General features: G+C 75.7%; 12 protein-coding genes and 2 riboswitches. Of the genes, 8 read left to right on the top strand and 4 right to left on the bottom strand.

What is annotated here, in order from left to right; translation table 11 throughout:
• Nucleotides 1–80 precede the first annotated feature (80 nt).
• Nucleotides 81–221, top strand: a riboswitch (cobalamin riboswitch).
• Between the two features lie 98 nt (nt 222–319).
• From ACIA8Q_RS00365 to ACIA8Q_RS00335, 7 genes are all read left to right on the top strand, one after another.
• On the top strand, nt 320–1,405 hold the full coding sequence (locus ACIA8Q_RS00365; RefSeq protein WP_360217209.1) for a peptidase: 1,086 nt from the start codon (nt 320–322) through the stop codon (nt 1,403–1,405).
• A gap of 51 nt (nt 1,406–1,456) precedes the next feature.
• Nucleotides 1,457–1,936 carry a flagellar hook-length control protein FliK gene (locus ACIA8Q_RS00360; protein WP_360217212.1) on the top strand — a complete coding sequence of 160 codons (480 nt, stop codon included), beginning with the start codon at nt 1,457–1,459 and terminating at the stop codon, nt 1,934–1,936.
• 166 nt (nt 1,937–2,102) lie between these two features.
• A riboswitch (cobalamin riboswitch) is annotated at nt 2,103–2,232 on the top strand.
• Between the two features lie 107 nt (nt 2,233–2,339).
• Complete coding sequence (locus ACIA8Q_RS00355) at nt 2,340–3,920, top strand: prenyltransferase/squalene oxidase repeat-containing protein (RefSeq protein WP_396316487.1); 1,581 nt, start codon at nt 2,340–2,342, stop codon at nt 3,918–3,920.
• Nucleotides 3,917–5,134: a hypothetical protein gene (locus ACIA8Q_RS00350; RefSeq protein ID WP_396316486.1), complete on the top strand. Its 1,218-nt coding sequence runs from the start codon at nt 3,917–3,919 to the stop codon at nt 5,132–5,134. Before ACIA8Q_RS00355 ends, ACIA8Q_RS00350 begins: the two co-directional genes overlap by 4 nt.
• Nucleotides 5,135–5,138: 4 nt before the next feature.
• Nucleotides 5,139–6,359 carry a CbiQ family ECF transporter T component gene (locus tag ACIA8Q_RS00345; RefSeq protein ID WP_360217218.1) on the top strand — a complete coding sequence of 407 codons (1,221 nt, stop codon included), beginning with the start codon at nt 5,139–5,141 and terminating at the stop codon, nt 6,357–6,359.
• Nucleotides 6,356–7,999 carry an ATP-binding cassette domain-containing protein gene (locus ACIA8Q_RS00340; protein ID WP_360217221.1) on the top strand — a complete coding sequence of 548 codons (1,644 nt, stop codon included), beginning with the start codon at nt 6,356–6,358 and terminating at the stop codon, nt 7,997–7,999. The genes ACIA8Q_RS00345 and ACIA8Q_RS00340 overlap by 4 nt, the downstream gene beginning before the upstream one ends.
• The gene (locus ACIA8Q_RS00335) at nt 7,996–8,829 is read left to right on the top strand and encodes an ECF transporter S component (RefSeq protein ID WP_360217224.1); all 834 of its coding nucleotides are present in this window, start codon (nt 7,996–7,998) and stop codon (nt 8,827–8,829) included. The genes ACIA8Q_RS00340 and ACIA8Q_RS00335 overlap by 4 nt, the downstream gene beginning before the upstream one ends.
• An 87-nt stretch (nt 8,830–8,916) precedes the next feature.
• On the opposite strand, the gene ACIA8Q_RS00330 is transcribed toward ACIA8Q_RS00335, so the two are convergent.
• The 3 genes from ACIA8Q_RS00330 to aceA all read right to left on the bottom strand — a co-directional run bounded on the left by ACIA8Q_RS00330 (nt 8,917) and on the right by aceA (nt 12,811).
• Nucleotides 8,917–9,783: a 3-hydroxybutyryl-CoA dehydrogenase gene (locus ACIA8Q_RS00330; RefSeq protein WP_360217227.1), complete on the bottom strand. Its 867-nt coding sequence runs from the start codon at nt 9,781–9,783 to the stop codon at nt 8,917–8,919.
• Between the two features lie 25 nt (nt 9,784–9,808).
• Complete coding sequence (aceB, locus tag ACIA8Q_RS00325; RefSeq protein ID WP_396316485.1) at nt 9,809–11,419, bottom strand: malate synthase A; 1,611 nt, start codon at nt 11,417–11,419, stop codon at nt 9,809–9,811.
• 99 nt (nt 11,420–11,518) lie between these two features.
• Nucleotides 11,519–12,811: an isocitrate lyase gene (gene aceA / locus ACIA8Q_RS00320; RefSeq protein WP_360217233.1), complete on the bottom strand. Its 1,293-nt coding sequence runs from the start codon at nt 12,809–12,811 to the stop codon at nt 11,519–11,521.
• 362 nt (nt 12,812–13,173) lie between these two features.
• On the opposite strand from aceA, the gene ACIA8Q_RS00315 reads away from it, so the two are divergent.
• A complete protein-coding gene (locus tag ACIA8Q_RS00315) occupies nt 13,174–14,568 on the top strand; it encodes a short-chain fatty acyl-CoA regulator family protein (RefSeq protein ID WP_396316484.1) in 1,395 nt (464 codons plus the stop codon).
• A 187-nt stretch (nt 14,569–14,755) separates the two neighbouring features.
• Here ACIA8Q_RS00315 and ACIA8Q_RS00310 read toward each other — a convergent pair whose 3' ends face one another.
• Complete coding sequence (locus ACIA8Q_RS00310) at nt 14,756–16,078, bottom strand: diacylglycerol/lipid kinase family protein (protein ID WP_396316483.1); 1,323 nt, start codon at nt 16,076–16,078, stop codon at nt 14,756–14,758.
• Nucleotides 16,079–16,324 lie beyond the last annotated feature (246 nt).

Here is a 16,324-nt window from a genome sequence, read left to right as displayed (position 1 = left end):
ACCTTGCGCGCGGCCCGCGGTGCCGTGTTCCGGTGCCGGAACCGTGACGTGGCGCACCGTCCCTTGACCGGATCTTCGCGTCTTCGCCATGATGGGCCGTCATGTTGTGACTCCGCCGACGGGGGAAGTCCGGTTCGAATCCGGCGCTGACCCGCAACGGTAGGCCGCCGACGTCCCGTCGGCGGCGAGCCCGAGTACCCGGCGGCGGAGGTGTGTCACCCCCTCCTCCCGTCGTGGTCTGCGGGCCGGAGCTCCGAGGGCTGCCCGGCGTGCCGCCGGCGCCCTCCGGGCCCCTGCGTCCAGGCCCGGAAAGGCAGCCATGCCCGCCCTCCGCCGCACTCTCGGTCTGCTCGCGATACCCGCCCTCGCCCTCGCCACCGCGCTCCCGGCGGCCACCGCCGCCCAGGCCGCGCCCGCCGCCGCACCCGCCGCGACCGCGGCCCCGACGATCCGCCCCGACGCCGCCGCGGGCGGCTGGCTGGCCCGCCAGCTCGTCGACGGCGACCACTTCGAGTCCGTGTTCAACGGCACCGCCTACCCCGACCAGGGCCTGACCGTCGACGCCGTGCTGGCCTTCGCCGCCTCCCACGGCTCCGACGAGGCCGCCGCCCGGGCCACCGCCTGGCTGGCCAAGCCCGAGATCCTCGGCGGCTACCTCGGCGACGGCACCACCGAGGCCTACGCCGGTGCCACCGCCAAGCTGCTGCTCGCCGCCGAGGTCCGCGGCGCGAACCCGACCGCCTTCGGAGGCGTCGACCTGCCGGCCCGGCTGCGCTCCCTGCAGACCGCCGAGGGCCGCTTCTCCGACCGCTCCCAGTGGGGCGACTACAGCAACGCCTTCGGCCAGTCGCTCGCCCTGATCGCCCTGCACCGCACCCCCGGCGGCGCCCCCGCCGCGGCCGTCGACTTCCTGGCGAACAGCCAGTGCGCGGACGGCGGTTACCCGGTCTCCTTCGGCCAGACCACCTGCACCAGCGACCCGGACGCCACCGCGCTGGCCGCCCAGGCCCTCGCCGCCACCGGCCGCACCGCCAAGGCGAACGCCGGCCTCGGCTGGCTCACCGCCCACCAGAACGCCGACGGCGGCTTCGCGGCCGCCGGGGCGACCGCCTCCAACGCCAACACCACGGGCCTGGCCACCCAGGCGCTGCTGGCCGGCGGACGCCTCGGCGCCGGCCTCAAGGGCTGGAGCCGGCTGGTGAAGTTCCAGCAGGGCTGCTCCGCCGACCCGGCGGTCCGCGGCGCCGTCGCCTACGACGCGACCGGATTCGACCCGGCCAACGGCGCCCGGGCCACCGCGCAGGCCGCGCTCGGCCTCGCCGGCACCCCGCTGGCCACCCTCTCCGCCGCCGGCGCGCGTCCGGCCGCCCCGACCCTGGCCTGCCCGGCGCCCGCCGCCCGCTGAGCCACCGAACTCCTGAGCCACCGAACCCCTGAGCCCACGAGGAGAGTTCCGATGACCGACACCCTCACCCCGGCCAGACCGGCCCGCCGCGCGCTCGGCTCGATCGCCGCGGCCGCGGCCCTCACCGCCGGCCTGCTCGGCGCCTCCGCCGTCCAGGCCCCCGCGGCCCACGCGGCCGCCTGCAGCGGCACCACCGGCGTCACCGTCGTGGTCGACTTCACCGCCGTCGGCGGCGGCGTCGAGACCGGCTGCGCACCCGGCGATCCGGCCACCGGGCTCGCCGCGCTGACCGGCGCCGGATTCACGTACGCCTTCCACCCGCGGTTCCCCGGCTTCGTCTGCAAGATCAACGCGCTGCCGGCTACCTGCACCAACCCGACCGGCAGCGCCTACTGGTCCTACTGGCACGCCCAGCACGGCGGGCCCTGGTCGTACAGCAGCCTGGGCGCGGGCAGCTACAACCCGGCCCCCGGCGACGTCGAGGGCTGGTCCTTCGGCGCCGGCGCCCAGCCGGGCATCACGGCGCCCTGACGTCCGGAGGCACCTGCCGGCACCCCGGAGCCCCGCGGGGAGGGGTGCCGGCAGCTCCGGCACGCCCTGCGGTGCGGCAGGAGGCACCCGGCCGTCCTGATCCGCGCGGCCCGTCCCGTCAGGGTGAGCGGACCATCTGACGGGCCGTTGACTCCCACTCCGCTGACGTGGTCTGATGAACCGGTTTTTCACCTCGGTCCTCAGGGGAAGCCGGTCCAACTCCGGCGCTGACCCGCAACCGTAGATCCGCCCAGGGCGGATGAGCCGGAATGCCTGAACCGGGGTCTGTTCAGAGAGCACTCGCGTCGTCGCGGACTACGACGCAGTTCCGACGGCCACGCGCTCCACCGGCAGCCGTCGGCTGCGCCGTTGCGCCCCGCGTCGACCGACCAGGGAGACGCCGGTGAGGGTCAGCAGCAGTCGTACGCGCCACAGGAGCCGGGGCACCACGTCCCTGCTGGCCGCCGCAGCACTCGCGGTCACCGCCTGCGGCACGGCGCTTGTCGGCCGGCCCGCCGTCTCGCTCGCCGGGGCGGCCGTCCCCGCCGCGGGCCGGACGCCGGACGTCGCCAGGGGCGCCGCCTACCTCGCCGACCCGTCCCGCCTGATCGACGGTCACTACTACGAGGGCTTCCCGGCCTTCGCCGACTTCGGACTCACCATCGACGGCGCCTACGCGCTCGCCGCCACCGGCACCGACGACGCCGCGCTGCGCCGGATCGTCGACTTCCTGGACCAGCGGGGCAAGGACGCCAGCGAGCGCACCGTCGACGACTGGACCGCGATCGGCACCGAGTACGCCGGCGGCGGGTCGATCGGCAAGGAGGCGCTGCTCGCCGAGGTCGTCGGCCGTGACCCGCGGAACTTCGGCGGCCACGACCTGATCGCCGCCCTCGCCGCGATGGTGTGCACCAAGGCCGACACCAACACCGGCTGCGACGCCGCCGGGAACTACGGCTACGCCACCTCCGTCTTCTCCCAGGCGCTCGCCGTCATGGCCCAGCTCCGCGCCGGGGACGCCGCCAACGCCGCCCCCGCGGTCGCCTACCTGAAGGGCCTCCAGCACCCGGACGGCTCCTGGCCGAGCCTGATCCCGGCCACCGGCGACTCCGACGTCGACAGCACGGCGATCGCCGCCATGGCCCTCGCGCTCGTCCCCGGCGACGACGCCGCAGCGCAGGCGGTCGACAAGGGCCTCGGGTGGCTCGCCGCGCGGCAGTTGCCCGACGGTGGCTTCCCCGGTGCGGCCGGTGACTCGACCAACTCGGCCGCGCTGGCCGTCCAGGGCATGACGCTGCGCAAGGCCGACTACGGTGCGCAGATCGCCAAGGCGCTCGACTTCCTCGCCGGTCAGCAGAACGGCGACGGCGGGTTCAACGTCGCCTCCGCCGGGCAGCAGGGTTCGGACGTCCGTGCCTCGACCCAGGTGGTCGGCGGCGCCACCGGGATCTCCTTCGGCACGCTGAGCCGCCCCCTCGGGGGCACACCGACGCCGACGCCGACGGGGACGCCGACCGGAACTCCCACGGGGACGCCGACGGGGACGCCGACCGGAACTCCCACGGGGACGCCGACGGGGACGCCGACCGGTACGCCGACGGGCACGCCCACCGGAACCCCGACCGGTACGCCGACGGGCACGCCCACCGGAACCCCCACCGGAACCCCGACGGGCACGCCGACCACCCCGGCCGGCACCCCGACAGGCTCGCCGACCACGACCGCACCGGCCCCGGTCACCGACACCCCCGCGGCCGGCGGCGGCCCGACCGTCCGTCCGGCCGGAGGCGTCGACGCCCCGGCGGGTGCCGGTGTCGCCCCGTCCGGGGGCGTGCCGGTGTCGACCGGCTCCGGCAGCCTGGCCGGCACCGGTAGCCAGGCGCTGACGCTGACGGCAGGGGCCGGTGCGCTGACCGCGCTCGGCGCCGCCGCCGTCCTCGTCGCCCGCCGCCGCCGGACCGCGGCCCCTGGACGTCACCGATGACCGGGGGACCGGGCGCCCGCCTCGGCCGGCTGTTCGCGGCGACGGCGCTGACCGCGGCCCTCGCCCTCGGCGGCGTCGCCGTGGACACCGCCCCGGCCGCCGCGGCGCCGTTGCCGATGGACCAGTGCACCACCACCTCCGGCGTCGTGCTCGCCGTGGACTTCAGCAGGTGGGGCGGCCCGCTGTTGCGCTCCTGCGGGAGCACCCCCACCACCGGGTACGCCCTGCTCAACCAGGGCGGCTGGAAGACCGCCGGCACCGGGCACGACGGCCCGGCGTTCATCTGCCGGATCGGCTACAGCGGCTACCAGGGCGGCAAGCAGTTCCCGACCCCGGACCAGGAGAAGTGTGTCCTCACGCCGCCGGCCACCGCCTACTGGTCGTACTGGCACGCCGATCCGGGCCAGAACGAGTGGTCCTACAGCCAGCTCGGCGCGATGAGCTACCACCCGAAGCCGGGCAGCGTCGACCTGTGGATCTTCGGTGGCACCGACATCGAGGGCACCGAGGGGCGTCCGAGCTTCTCGCCGGACACCGTCCGGGCGCACAGCGCCGACCCGGGTGGGCAGCCGGCCGACCCGGGCCAGGGCTCCGCGGGTGCTTCCGGCGGCGCCGCGGGCGGGTCGAGCGGTGGTTCCGGTGCCGCGGGCGGCTCGGGTGCCTCGGGCGCTTCGGGCGGCTCCGGCGGCGGGTCGACGGGTGCCGGCGGTGCGACCGGCGGTGGCGGCGCCGCTGCGGCTTCGGGAAGCACCGGGGCCACCGGCAGCACCGGGGCCACCGGCGGTACCGGCGGGACCGGCGGCACCGGCCGTGCCCCGGCCCCCGCCCGGCCCCCGGCGGGCGGGGCCCGTCCGCCCGCGCCCGCCACACCCCCGACGGGTGGCACGGCCGGTACCCCGCAGGACGGCATCACCCCGCCGGGCGCCCCCGAGCCGGTGCCGGTGCCCGCCACGCCGGTGCCGGTCGAGCCGTCCACCCCGGCACCGACGGACACCCCGACCGACCGGTCGGCCCCGCCGGCCGTGGAGCCCGCGGTGGCCGCACCGACGGCCACCCCCGCCGTGCCCGGCGGCGTGGTGAACGCCGACCCGGTGGCCGACGCCCCGCACGACTCCGGCTCGATGCTCCCCGCCGTGGTCGGATCCGTCCTCGTCGTGGCCCTGGGCGTGGCGACGGTGGTCACCGCACGGCGCCGCCGCCGACGGGCCGAGTGATCGCGTGACCGTGCTCGACGAACGCGTCGCGGCCCCGCCCGCCGTCCGCGGGCCGGGCCCGGGCGGCCGGCGCGCCCCGCGGAACCTGCACCCGCTGGCGTGGTGGGCGTGGGCGCTGGCCCTGGCGACGGCGGCCAGCCGCACCACCAACCCGCTGCTGCTCCTGCTCGTCCTCGCCGTGCTCGGCTACGTGGTGACCGCCCGCCGCACCGAGGCCCCGTGGGCCCGCGGGTTCACCTACTACCTGTGGGTGGCCCTGACGGTGGTGGCGATCCGGGTGGTCTTCCGGTGCGTCTTCGCCACCGGCATCACCCCGCACGACCACCTGCTCTTCTCGCTGCCGCACATCCCCACGCCCGCCTGGTACGCGGGCATCGAGATCGGCGGCCCGGTCTCGCTGGAGGCGACGCTCTCGGCGGCCTTCGACGGGCTGCGGCTGGCCTGCCTGATCTGCTGCATCGGCGCGGCGAACACCCTCGCCAACCCCAAGCGGGCCCTGCGGGTGCTGCCGGGCGCCCTCTACGAGCTGGGCGTCGCCGTGACGGTCTCGCTGAGCGTCGCGCCGCAGCTGGTGCAGAGCGTCCAACGCGTCGCCCGGGCGCGGCGCCTGCGCGCCGGACGGACCAAGGGCGTCCGCGCGTTGCGCAGCATCGTCGTGCCGGTCCTGGAGGACGCGCTGGAACGCTCGCTCAGTCTGGCCGCGGCCATGGACTCGCGCGGCTACGGGCGCTCCGGCACGGCCTCGCGCCGCTCCCGCCGGCTCACCGGCGCCCTGATGCTGCTCGGCATGTGCGGCCTGTGCGCCGGGGTGTACGGGCTCCTGGACGGCACGGCTCCCGCCGCGCTCGGGCTGCCGGCCTTCCTCGCGGGTGCCGTTCTCTGCGTGGCCGGCCTGCTGCTCGGCGGCCGGCGGGTGCGGCGCACCACGTACCGGCCGGATCGGTGGCGGGCCGCCGAATGGGGCGTCGCCGGCTGCGGGGTGACGGCCGCCGTCCTGCTGTTCGCCACGGTGGGCTACGACGCCACCGACCTCAACCCCTCCCTCTACCCGCTGACCTGGCCGACGCTGCCGCTCGTCCCGGTGCTCGCCCTGCTGCTGGCGGGCGCCGCCGGGATCGTCTCGCCGCCGCCCGGCCGGACGCCCGAGCCGGCCGGCGACCGGCGCGGGGCCGGCACCACCCGCGGCACCGGTACCGACCGCACGACCCCCGAGGTGAGCACGTGATCCGATTCGACCAGGTCGGCGTGGTGTACGACGGCGGGAGCGAGCCCGTCCTGCGCGACGTCGACCTGCACGTCCCGGAGGGCGAGCTCTGCCTGGTGGTCGGGCGCACCGGCGCCGGCAAGTCCACCCTGCTCGGCGCCGTCAACGGTCTCGTGCCGCACTTCACCGGCGGCACCCTGCGCGGCCGGGTCACGGTGGACGGCCGGGACACCGCGCACCACCCGCCGCGCGAACTCGCCGACGTGGTCGGTGTGGTCGGGCAGGATCCGCTGGCCGGCTTCACCACCGACACGGTGGAGGAGGAACTCGCCTACGTCATGGAGCAGTTGGCGATTCCGCCGGAGGTCATGCGCAAACGCGTCGAGGAGACCCTCGACCTGCTCGGTCTGGCCGACCTGCGCCACCGCGCCCTGTACGAGCTGTCCGGCGGGCAGCAGCAGCGCGTCGCCATCGGCTCCGTGCTCACCGCGCACCCGCGCGTCCTGGTGCTGGACGAACCGACCTCCGCGCTGGACCCGACCGCCGCCGAGGAGGTGCTCGCCGCGATCACCCGGCTGGTGCACGACCTCGGCGTCACCGTCCTGCTCGCCGAGCACCGCCTGGAACGGGTCGTCCAGTACGCCGACCGGGTCGCCTACCTGCCCGGCGACGGCACCGTCGTGCACGGCCCGCCCGCCGAGGTGTTCCGGGCGACGGCGATCGCGCCGCCCGTCGTCGACCTCGGCCGACTGGCCGGCTGGCGGCCGCTGCCGCTGTCGGTGCGGGACGCCCGCCGAGCCGCCGCGCCGCTGCGCGAGCGGCTCACCGATCGACCGGTTCCCCCGCCGCGCCGGGCAGCGGTGGCGGGGGAGCCGGTTCTGGAAGCCCGCGGGGTCGTCGTCCGGTACGGTCCGGTGGCCGCCGTGCGGGAGGTCGACCTGACGCTGCGCGCGGGCGAGGTGACGGCGCTGATGGGCCGCAACGGCTCCGGCAAGTCCTCCCTCCTGTGGGCCCTGCAGGGCTCCGGCCCCCGCCAGGGCGGCAGCGTCCGGGTCGCCGGAGCCGGGGGCGGGAAGGCCGAGGACCCCAAGCGCCTGTCCGCGGCCCGGGCCCGGCAGTTGGTCGGACTCGTCCCGCAGACCCCCACCGACCTGCTCTACCTGGAGACGGTCGCCCAGGAGCTCGCCCAGAGCGACCTCGAGGCCGATGGCGCGGGCGGGCCGACCGCGCGGCGGATCCTCGACCGCCTGGCCCCGGGGATCCCGGACGAGACCCACCCCAGGGACCTGTCGGAGGGGCAGAAGCTGGCGCTCGTCCTGGCGATCCAACTGGCCGCCGCACCGCGGGTGGTGCTGCTGGACGAACCCACCCGGGGGCTGGACTACCAGGCGAAGGAGGCGCTCACCGGCATCGTGGACGCCCTCGCCGCCGAGGGGCGGACCGTCGTCGTCTCCACCCACGACGTCGAGTTCGTCGCCCGCGCCGCCGACCGCGTCGTGGTGATGGCGGAGGGCGAGGTCGTCGCCGACGGACCGACCGCCGAGGTCATCGTCGCCTCTCCCACCTTCGCCCCCCAGACCGCCAAGATCCTGGCGCCCCTGGTCTATCTGACGACACGTCAGGTCGCCGAGGCGCTCGCACCCGCGGAGTCCGCCCGATGACCGCCCTGCGGATCCCCGGCCGGGCCCGGATCGTCATCGCCCTGGCCGCCTTCATCGGCCTGGTCGCCTTCACCTGGCCGTTCGTCGTCGCCCCCGGAACGTTCGGCTCCACCTACGCGCCGCCGCTCATCTTCGGCGCCCTGCTCGTGCTGGTGCTCGCCGTCGTCATCGCCGAGATCTCGGCCGGCGGCATCGACGCCAAGGCGCTCGCCATGCTCGGCGTGCTGTCCGCCGTCAACGCCGGGCTGCGCCCGCTCGGCGCCGGGACGGCCGGCGTGGAGACGGTGTTCTTCGTGCTCGTCCTGGCCGGCCGGGTCTTCGGCCCCGGCTTCGGCTTCACCCTCGGCTGCACCTCGCTGTTCGCCTCCGCCCTGCTCACCGGCGGGGTCGGCCCCTGGATGCCGTACCAGATGTTCGGCTGCGCCTTCGTCGGCATGCTCGCCGGACTGCTGCCGAGGGCCCGGCGGCGCTGGGAGGTCCCGGTGCTGGCCGCGTACGGGGCCTTCTCCGGCTACCTGTTCGGGTTCCTGCTCAACCTCTCCTTCTGGCCGTTCTCCACCGACCCGAACAGCTCCATCGCCTACCTGCCGGGCCTGCCCTTCACCGAGCAGTGGCACCGCTACCTGCTGTTCGACCTGGCCACCTCGCTCGGCTGGGACACCGGCCGCGCCGTGACCACCTTCACCGCCGTCCTCGTCGTCGGCCCGGCCGTCCTGACCGTCTTCCGCCGCGCCGCCCGCCGCGCCAACTTCGAACCCACCGTGCGCTTCGAGGCCCCGGCCGCCCCCGGGACTCCGGCCGGGGCGCCCGCCGGGGTGCCGCCCTCCTGAGACGGCCGAGCCGGTGCTCCGGAACGGCCGGACGCCCCGGGGACGCGCGGGCGGCGCGTTTCCCGGGGCGGTGGGCGTGCGGGCCGGTCAGGCGGCCCGATGGGTGTGGAACCCGCGGCCGGTCTTGCGGCCGAGCAGACCGGCCTCGACCATGCGGGAGAGCAGCGGCGGCGGCGCGTACAGCGGCTCCTTGTACTCCTCGTACATGGAGCGGGCGATCGCCTCGACGGTGTCCAGGCCGATCAGGTCGGCGAGGGCGAGGGGGCCCATGGGGTGGGCGCAGCCGTGCACCATGCCGGCGTCGATGTCCTCGGGGCTGGCGTGCCCGGCCTCGGCCATGCGGATCGCGGAGAGCAGGTAGGGCACCAGCAGGGCGTTGACGACGAAGCCGGCGCGGTCCCGGGAGTGGACGATGCGCTTGCCGAGGACGTCCGTGGCGAAGGCCTCCACCCGGCCGACCACGGCGGGGTCGGTGTGCAGGGAGGTGACCAGCTCGACGAGCGGCATCACCGGCGCCGGGTTGAAGAAGTGCAGGCCCAGGACGTGGGAGGCCCGCCCGGTGGTGATGCCCAGCCGGGTGACCGGGATGGCGGAGGTGTTGGTGGCCAGGACGGCGCCCTCGTCGACGAGGACCTTGTCCAGGGTGTGGAGCACCTCGGCCTTGACGTCCTCGTGCTCGACGACCGCCTCGATGACCAGCTGACGGTCGGCCAGGGTCTCCAGGTCGTCGGCGAACAGCAGGTGCGCCCAGGCGTCGGTGCGCTGCTGCTCGCTGATCCGGCCGCGGTCGACGGCGCGGTGCAGGGAGCGGTCGATGCGGGTGCGGGCGGCGCGCAGTGCGGCCGGGCCGTTCTCACAGACGATGGTGTCGAGCCCGGCGCGGGCGAGGACCTCGGCGATGCCGGAGCCCATCTGCCCGGCGCCGACCACGGCGACCCGTCGGATCTCGTTCATGTCAGTGCCTCCGTGCTGGGGCGGTTCAGGCCGCCGTGCGGATTCGGACGAGGTGGCGGGCGTAGGCGTCGGTGGTGAGGAAGGGCGGCAGCTCGGCGCCGAGGGCGGTCTCCTCCAGGATCCGCACGGCGTCGTCCACCGGCGCCGGGTCGGCGCCCTCGGCGAGCAGCGTGCTGCGCTCCCGGTCGATGAGCCGCCGCACCAGGTCGGGGGTGGCGAGGGAGCCGCCGGTGAGGCGGGTGCAGTGGTGCTGCCACTGCCAGAGCTGGCAGCGGGCGATCTCGGCGGTGGCGACGTCCTCCATCAGCCCGAACACGGCGACGGCGCCGGAGCCGTTCAGCCAGGCGACCAGGTAGCGCAGGGCGACGGCGACGTTGGAGCGCAGGCCCTGTTCGGTGGGCAGGCCGGCCGTGAGCCGCTGGACGCCGAGCAGGTCGGCGGCGCTGACCTCGACGTCCTCGCGGGTGCGGTCGAGCTGGTTCGGGCGGTCGCCGAGGACGGCGTCGAAGGCGCTCCGGCAGGTGTCGACCAGGCCGGGGTGGGCGACCCAGGAGCCGTCGAAGCCGTCCCCGGCCTCGCGCTCCTTGTCGGCGCGGACCTTGGTCAGCGCCGTCTCGTTGGCGGCGGGGTCGCGCTGGGGGATCGCGGCGGCCATGCCGCCGATGGCGTGGGCGCCGCGCCGGTGGCAGGTGCGCACCAGCAGGTCGGTGTAGGCGCGCATGAACGGCTGGGTCATGGTGAGGGTGGCGCGGTCGGGCAGGACGTAGCGCGGGCCGTGCTGGGCGAAGTTCTTGATCAGGCTGAACAGGTAGTCCCACCGGCCGGCGTTCAACCCGGCGGCGTGCTCGCGCAGTTCGTGGAGGATCTCGTCCATCTCGAAGGCGGCGGTGATGGTCTCGATCAGGACGGTGGCCCGGACCGTCCCGTGCGGGATGCCCAACTCGGCCTGGGCGAGGGTGAAGACGTCGTTCCAGAGCCGGGCTTCGACGTGGTTCTCCAGCTTCGGCAGGTAGAAGTAGGGGCCGCTGCCGCGCTCGATCTGCCGCTTTCCGCAGTGGAAGAGGTAGAGGCCGAAGTCGACCAGGGCGCCGACCGCGGGGCGGCCGTCGATCAGCAGGTGCTGCTCGTCCAGGTGCCAGCCGCGCGGGCGGACCACGATGGTGGCGGGCGCGGCGCCGATCCGGTACCGCCGGCCGTCGGGGGTGGTCTCGTCGATCCGGCGCTCGATCGCGTCGATCAGGTTGAGCTGCCCGGAGACCAGGTTGTGCCAGGTGGGCGAGGTGGCGTCCTCGAAGTCGGCCAGCCACACCTTCGCGCCGGAGTTGAGCGCGTTGACGGTCATCCGGCGCTCGGGCGGGCCGGTGATCTCCACCCGGCGGTCTTCGAGGCCGGGCCCGGCGCCGGCCACCCGCCAGCCGAGGTCCTCGCGGACGGCGCGGGTCTCGGGGAGGAAGTCCAGGGTGCCGCCGGCGGCCAGCGCGGCGGCGCGGCGCCCGCGCTCGGCGAGCAGTTCGGCGCGGCGGCCGGCGAACCGGTCGTGCAGGCGGGCGAGGAAGGCGAGCGCCTCGGGGGTGAGGACCTCCTCGAAGCGGTCCTCGTGGGCGCCGAGGATCTCGATGCGGCTGGGCAGGCTCATCCGGTTCTCCAGGAAGGTGGGCCCGGGGCCTCGTCCCTCAACGAGGCCCCGGGCGGGGGGTGGAAGGCGGCCCGTCCCCAACGGGACCACCGGGGTGGCTCAGTGGAACTGCTCGGCCTCGGTGGAGCCGGTCAGCGCGAGGGTCTCGGCGTTCGGGTTGAGCGCGGTGGACACCAGGTCGAAGTACCCGGTGCCGACCTCGCGCTGGTGCTTGACCGCGGTGTAGCCGTCCGGCACGGCCGCGAACTCGGCCTCCTGCAGGTCGACGTAGGCCGTCATGCCGTGTTCGGCGTAGCCGCGGGCGAGCTGGAACATCGAGTGGTTGAGCGCGTGGAAGCCGGCCAGCGTGATGAACTGGAAGCGGTAGCCCATCGCGCCCAGCTCCCGCTGGAACTTGGCGATCTGGTCGTCGTCCAGGGCCGCCTTCCAGTTGAAGGACGGCGAGCAGTTGTAGGCCAGCATCTTGTCCGGGTACTCGGCCTTGAGCGCCTCGGCGAACTCGCGGGCCTGGGCGAGGTCCGGGGTGCCGGTCTCCACCCAGATGAGGTCCGCGTACGGGGCGAAGGCGAGGCCGCGGGAGATCACCGGCGCCATGCCGGGCTCGACCCGGTAGAAGCCCTCGGCGGTCCGCTCGCCGGTGCAGAAGCGGGCGTCGCGCTCGTCCACGTCGCTGGTGAGCAGGTTGGCGGCGAGGGCGTCGGTGCGGGCCACGATGACGGTGGGCACGTCGGCGATGTCCGCGGCCAGCCGGGCCGAGTTGAGGGTGCGGACGTGCTGGGCGGTGGGCACGAGCACCTTGCCGCCGAGGTGGCCGCACTTCTTCTCGGAGGCGAGCTGGTCCTCGTAGTGGATGCCGGCGGCGCCGGACTCGATCATGCCCTTGGTGAGCTCGAAGGCGTTCAGCGGGCCGCCGAACCCGGCCTCCGCGTCGGCGACGATCGGCACCAGCCAGTCCGGGCCGTCGTTGCCCTCGGCGGCGTCGATCCCGTCGGCGCGCAGCAGCGCGTTGTTGATCCTGCGCACCACCTGCGGCACCGAGTCGGCCGGGTAGAGGCTCTGGTCGGGGTAGGTCTGCCCGGCCTGGTTGGCGTCGGCCGCGACCTGCCATCCGGACAGGTAGATCGCCTGCAGCCCGGCCTTCACCATCTGCACGGCCTGACCGCCGGTCAGCGCGCCGAGCGCGTGGACGTAGTCCTGCTCGTGCAGCTGCTTCCACAGGCGCTCGGCGCCGCGCCGGGCCAGCGTGTGCTCCTCGCGGACGGTGCCCGACAGGCGCACCACGTCGGCCGCCGTGTAGGTGCGCTCGATGCCGGCCCACCGCGGGTCGGACGCCCACCGGGCGGTCAGCGCCGCCGCCTGCTGCTCCTGCTGCTGCCGGACGGACGTCGTCATGGTCTGCTCCCGAGAGTGCTCGTTGCGAAGGGTGTGAGGCACCTCACCGCACGGGGTGGGTGGGCGGCCGGGTGGTGCCGGGCGGCGGTGTGACACCGCGGGACGTGGTCGCCCGGACAGCGGCGGGAACCAGGCTGACCTGGCCGTTCACCGCTGTCCTGTGCGCCTCCCGGCCGCACCACCGACTCTGGCAGCTCGCGCCGCGGCCGTCACCGCTGGACGGGTGCCACGTTCTGCGAACCTTCCACGGCGAATCCGCGAAGTCTGCGAAGGCCCGGGCGGAGGCTCCCGGGCTAGGCTGCCCCCACCCGGTCCGCGCCCCACGCGGTCGGCGGGCGGGTTCGTGGAGGGAGAGCGGCACCATGGGAAAGGCCTTCGCCGGCGCCCGGCTCCGCCGGCTGCGGGAGGAGCGCGGACTCAGCCAGGCCGCGACGGCCCGGCTGATCGACCTGTCGCCCAGCTACCTCAACCAGCTGGAGCACGACGCCCGCCCGCTCACCGTCCCCGTCCTGCTGCGGCTCACCGAGGCGTTCGGCGTCGAGGTCGGCTACTTCGCCCCACCGGACAGCGCCCGGCTCACCGCGGAACTCCGCGACGCCCTGGGGGAGGAGCTCACGGCCGGGCGGGTCACCGCCGGGGACCTCGACGAACTGGCCGCCCGACTGCCCTCCGTGGCACGGCTGTTGACGGACCTGGGGCGCGGCCGCCGGGCCGTCGCCGAGCAGCTCGCCGTCCTCGCGGGGGAGCGCGGCCCGGCGCCCGACGGGCTGACGCCGCACGAGCAGGTCCGCGAGTTCTTCTACCGCCGCCAGAACTACGTCCACGAACTCGACGTCGCCGCGGAGGAGTTGGCGGCCGGGATCCGGCTGCGGCGCGGCGGCGTGCGGGAGGTGCTGGCAGAGCGACTGGCCGGCGGGCACGGCGTACGGATCGCCACCGGCGGCGAGCAGCTCCACCAGTACGACCCGGACGCCCGGATCCTGCGGCTGTCGGACCGGCTGCGCCCCGGCCAGCAGGCCTTCCGGATGGCCACCCAGCTCGCCTACCTGGAACACGACCCGCTGCTGTCCGAACTGGCCGCCCAGGACAGCCCGGAGGCCTCCACCGCCTGGTCGCTCACCCGGATCGGCCTGGCCAACTACTTCGCCGCCGCGCTGGTCCTGCCGTACGCCGCCTTCCACGCCGAGGCGGAGTCGGCCCGGTACGACATCGAGCACCTCGCCGACCACTTCGGGGTCGGCTACGAGACCGTCTGCCACCGGCTCAGCACCCTCCAGCGGCCGCGGCTGCGCGGGGTGCCGTTCTCCTTCGTCCGGGTCGACCGGGCCGGGAACGTCTCGAAGCGGCAGTCCGCGACGCCCTTCCACTTCTCCCGCACCGGCGGCACCTGCCCGCTGTGGAACGTCTACGAGGCCTTCGCGGCGCCCGGCCGGGTACACGTCCAGGTCGCCGCGATGCCCGACGGCCGGCGCTACCTGTGGACGGCCCGGGCCGTCACCCGCTCGCCCGCGGGCTGGGGCCGGCCCGGCAAGACCTTCGCCATCGGCCTCGGCTGCGAGATCCGGCACGCCTCCCGGCTGGTCTACTCGACCGGCCTCGACCTCACCGACGAGAGCGCCGCGACCCCGATCGGCCTGGGCTGCAAGGTCTGCGAACGCCCGGCCTGCCCGCAGCGCGCCGCGCCCGCCATCGGGCGGCCGCTGGCGGTCGACGAGCACACCAGCAGCTTCGTGCCGTACCGCGCCGTGACGCCGTGAGGCGGCGCGCCCTGCCCGCGGGGTCTAGGGCGTGTCTTTCGGATCACGTCGGATCAGCGGGCGTCGTTGGGGTGCGTGCATCGGCGGCGCCGAGGAGGGAGTCCATGCGGAGCATCGGCGACTGACGAGAAGCCGGCGAGGTGCGTGCCCCGGCGGCGATCGCCTGGCGTGATCCGAAAGACACGCCCTACACCCCGGCCTGGATCCCCGTCCGGCGTCCGAGCGCGAGGCGGAGGATCAGCCGCCAGTCCGCGGGGGCGGCGGGCGGCGGGGCCCCGGGGCGGTGCCGCGGCACCCGTACGCGCAGGGCGCCGGGGCGGATCTCGCAGACCACCGGGGTCGGCAGCACCACCGCCTCCCCGTCGACGCCCACCGGGACGGTCGCGGCGTCGGCGGTGACGGTGACCCGCCCGGCCGTCAGCAGGCTCACCGCCGGGGACCGGGCCCCGCGCAGCGCGAGGTCCGCGGCCTGGGCGGCGCCGTCCACCCGCAGGCCGAGGACGCCCAGCGCCCCGCCGTCGAGCCGGGGCCGGCGGCCCGCGCCGAGGGGGTCCGCGCCCGCGTACGGGTTGTTGCTCACCAGCAGTGCCTGCGGGTTGTCCAGCCGGGTGCCGCCGGCGACGGCCGCCAGCCGCGGCCCGGTGCTGCCGAGCAGCAGGTCGGGCAGCGCGCCCAGTGCGGTGCTCGCCTTGGCGTCGCGGTACTCCGGGCTCTGCACGATCTGTGCGTAGACCCCGAACGAGACGGTGTTGACGAAGGGCCGGTCCGCCACCCGGCCGAGGTCCACCGTCAGCTCGACCCCGTCCGTCAGCGCGTCGAGGCAGGTCGACGGGTCGTCGCGGTCGAGGAGCAGGTCCATCGCGAAGTGGTTGCGGGTGCCGGCGGAGACCACCATGAACGGCACTCCGCGCTCCGCCGCGACGTCGGCCACCAGCGCCTGGGTGCCGTCGCCGCCCGCGACGCCCAGCAGGTCCGCCCCGTCGGCGACCGCCCGGCGGGCCAGCGCGGCGACGTCCTGGTGCTGCGCGGTGTCCAGGAGCACCACCCGTGCACCGAGCGCCTCCGCCTTCCGCACCAGGTCGAAGCGGCCGACCTTGCCGCCGCCGGACTTCGGGTTCATGATCAGCACCGGGTGCGCCGGCGGCGGGCTCTCCCGGGTCCGCATGCCGTGCGCGGGCCGCACCTCGCGCATCACGCCCCGCGCGCAGAGCAGCGCGGCGCCCCACAGCACCAGCCCGCCGAAGGCGTCGAGCCACAGGCCGTGCGCCGTGTAGAGGGCGAACACGCAGAGCGGCGCGGCGACGGCCAGCACCAGACCGAGCATCCGCAGCGCCCGCCGGTGCGCGACCGCCCACCACACGCCCACCGCCGCCAGGGCCAGCCCCACCACGCCGGTCGCCAGCACGACCAGACCCCCGGCCGGTGTCGCGACGAGCACGACCAGGGCCGCGACCGCCGCGAGCACCGCGATCCGGGCGAGGAGCGTGGCCCGTGCCTGCCTGCTGCTCATGCCGACCTCCTGCGCGCCATCCCCCCATCCTCCCGACCCGTCGCCGTCCCGGCGCGCCGGGCCCACCCGAACGTGCTACCGGGTGCCGACCGCCGGGGTGCCGATCGCCGGGTCCCGGGTGCCGGGTGCCGACCGCCGGGGTGCCGCGGACGGGAGGGCGCGGCCGTGGTGCCCCGTGGGGCCGGCACCCGCCCCGGTCCGCCCCCGGTCGTGTCCGGGCGGCGCCGGCGGGGCGCCTATGCTGGC

Source organism: Kitasatospora sp. NPDC051705, from assembly GCF_044453265.1.
GTDB lineage: Bacteria > Actinomycetota > Actinomycetes > Streptomycetales > Streptomycetaceae > Kitasatospora.
This window is presented reverse-complemented; position numbering and strand designations above follow the sequence as displayed.

Excerpts from the sequence above, each read along its gene's own strand:
- ACIA8Q_RS00315 (WP_396316484.1), top strand. The coding sequence starts at position 13,174 with ATGGGAAAGGCCTTCGCCGGCGCCCGGCTCCGCCGGCTGCGGGAGGAG.
- ACIA8Q_RS00335 (WP_360217224.1), top strand. The coding sequence starts at position 7,996 with ATGACCGCCCTGCGGATCCCCGGCCGGGCCCGGATCGTCATCGCCCTG.
- ACIA8Q_RS00350 (WP_396316486.1), top strand. The coding sequence starts at position 3,917 with ATGACCGGGGGACCGGGCGCCCGCCTCGGCCGGCTGTTCGCGGCGACG.
- aceA (WP_360217233.1), bottom strand. The coding sequence starts at position 12,811 with ATGACGACGTCCGTCCGGCAGCAGCAGGAGCAGCAGGCGGCGGCGCTG.
- aceB (WP_396316485.1), bottom strand. The coding sequence starts at position 11,419 with ATGAGCCTGCCCAGCCGCATCGAGATCCTCGGCGCCCACGAGGACCGC.
- ACIA8Q_RS00330 (WP_360217227.1), bottom strand. The coding sequence starts at position 9,783 with ATGAACGAGATCCGACGGGTCGCCGTGGTCGGCGCCGGGCAGATGGGC.
- ACIA8Q_RS00310 (WP_396316483.1), bottom strand. The coding sequence starts at position 16,078 with ATGAGCAGCAGGCAGGCACGGGCCACGCTCCTCGCCCGGATCGCGGTG.
- ACIA8Q_RS00365 (WP_360217209.1), top strand. The coding sequence starts at position 320 with ATGCCCGCCCTCCGCCGCACTCTCGGTCTGCTCGCGATACCCGCCCTC.
- ACIA8Q_RS00360 (WP_360217212.1), top strand. The coding sequence starts at position 1,457 with ATGACCGACACCCTCACCCCGGCCAGACCGGCCCGCCGCGCGCTCGGC.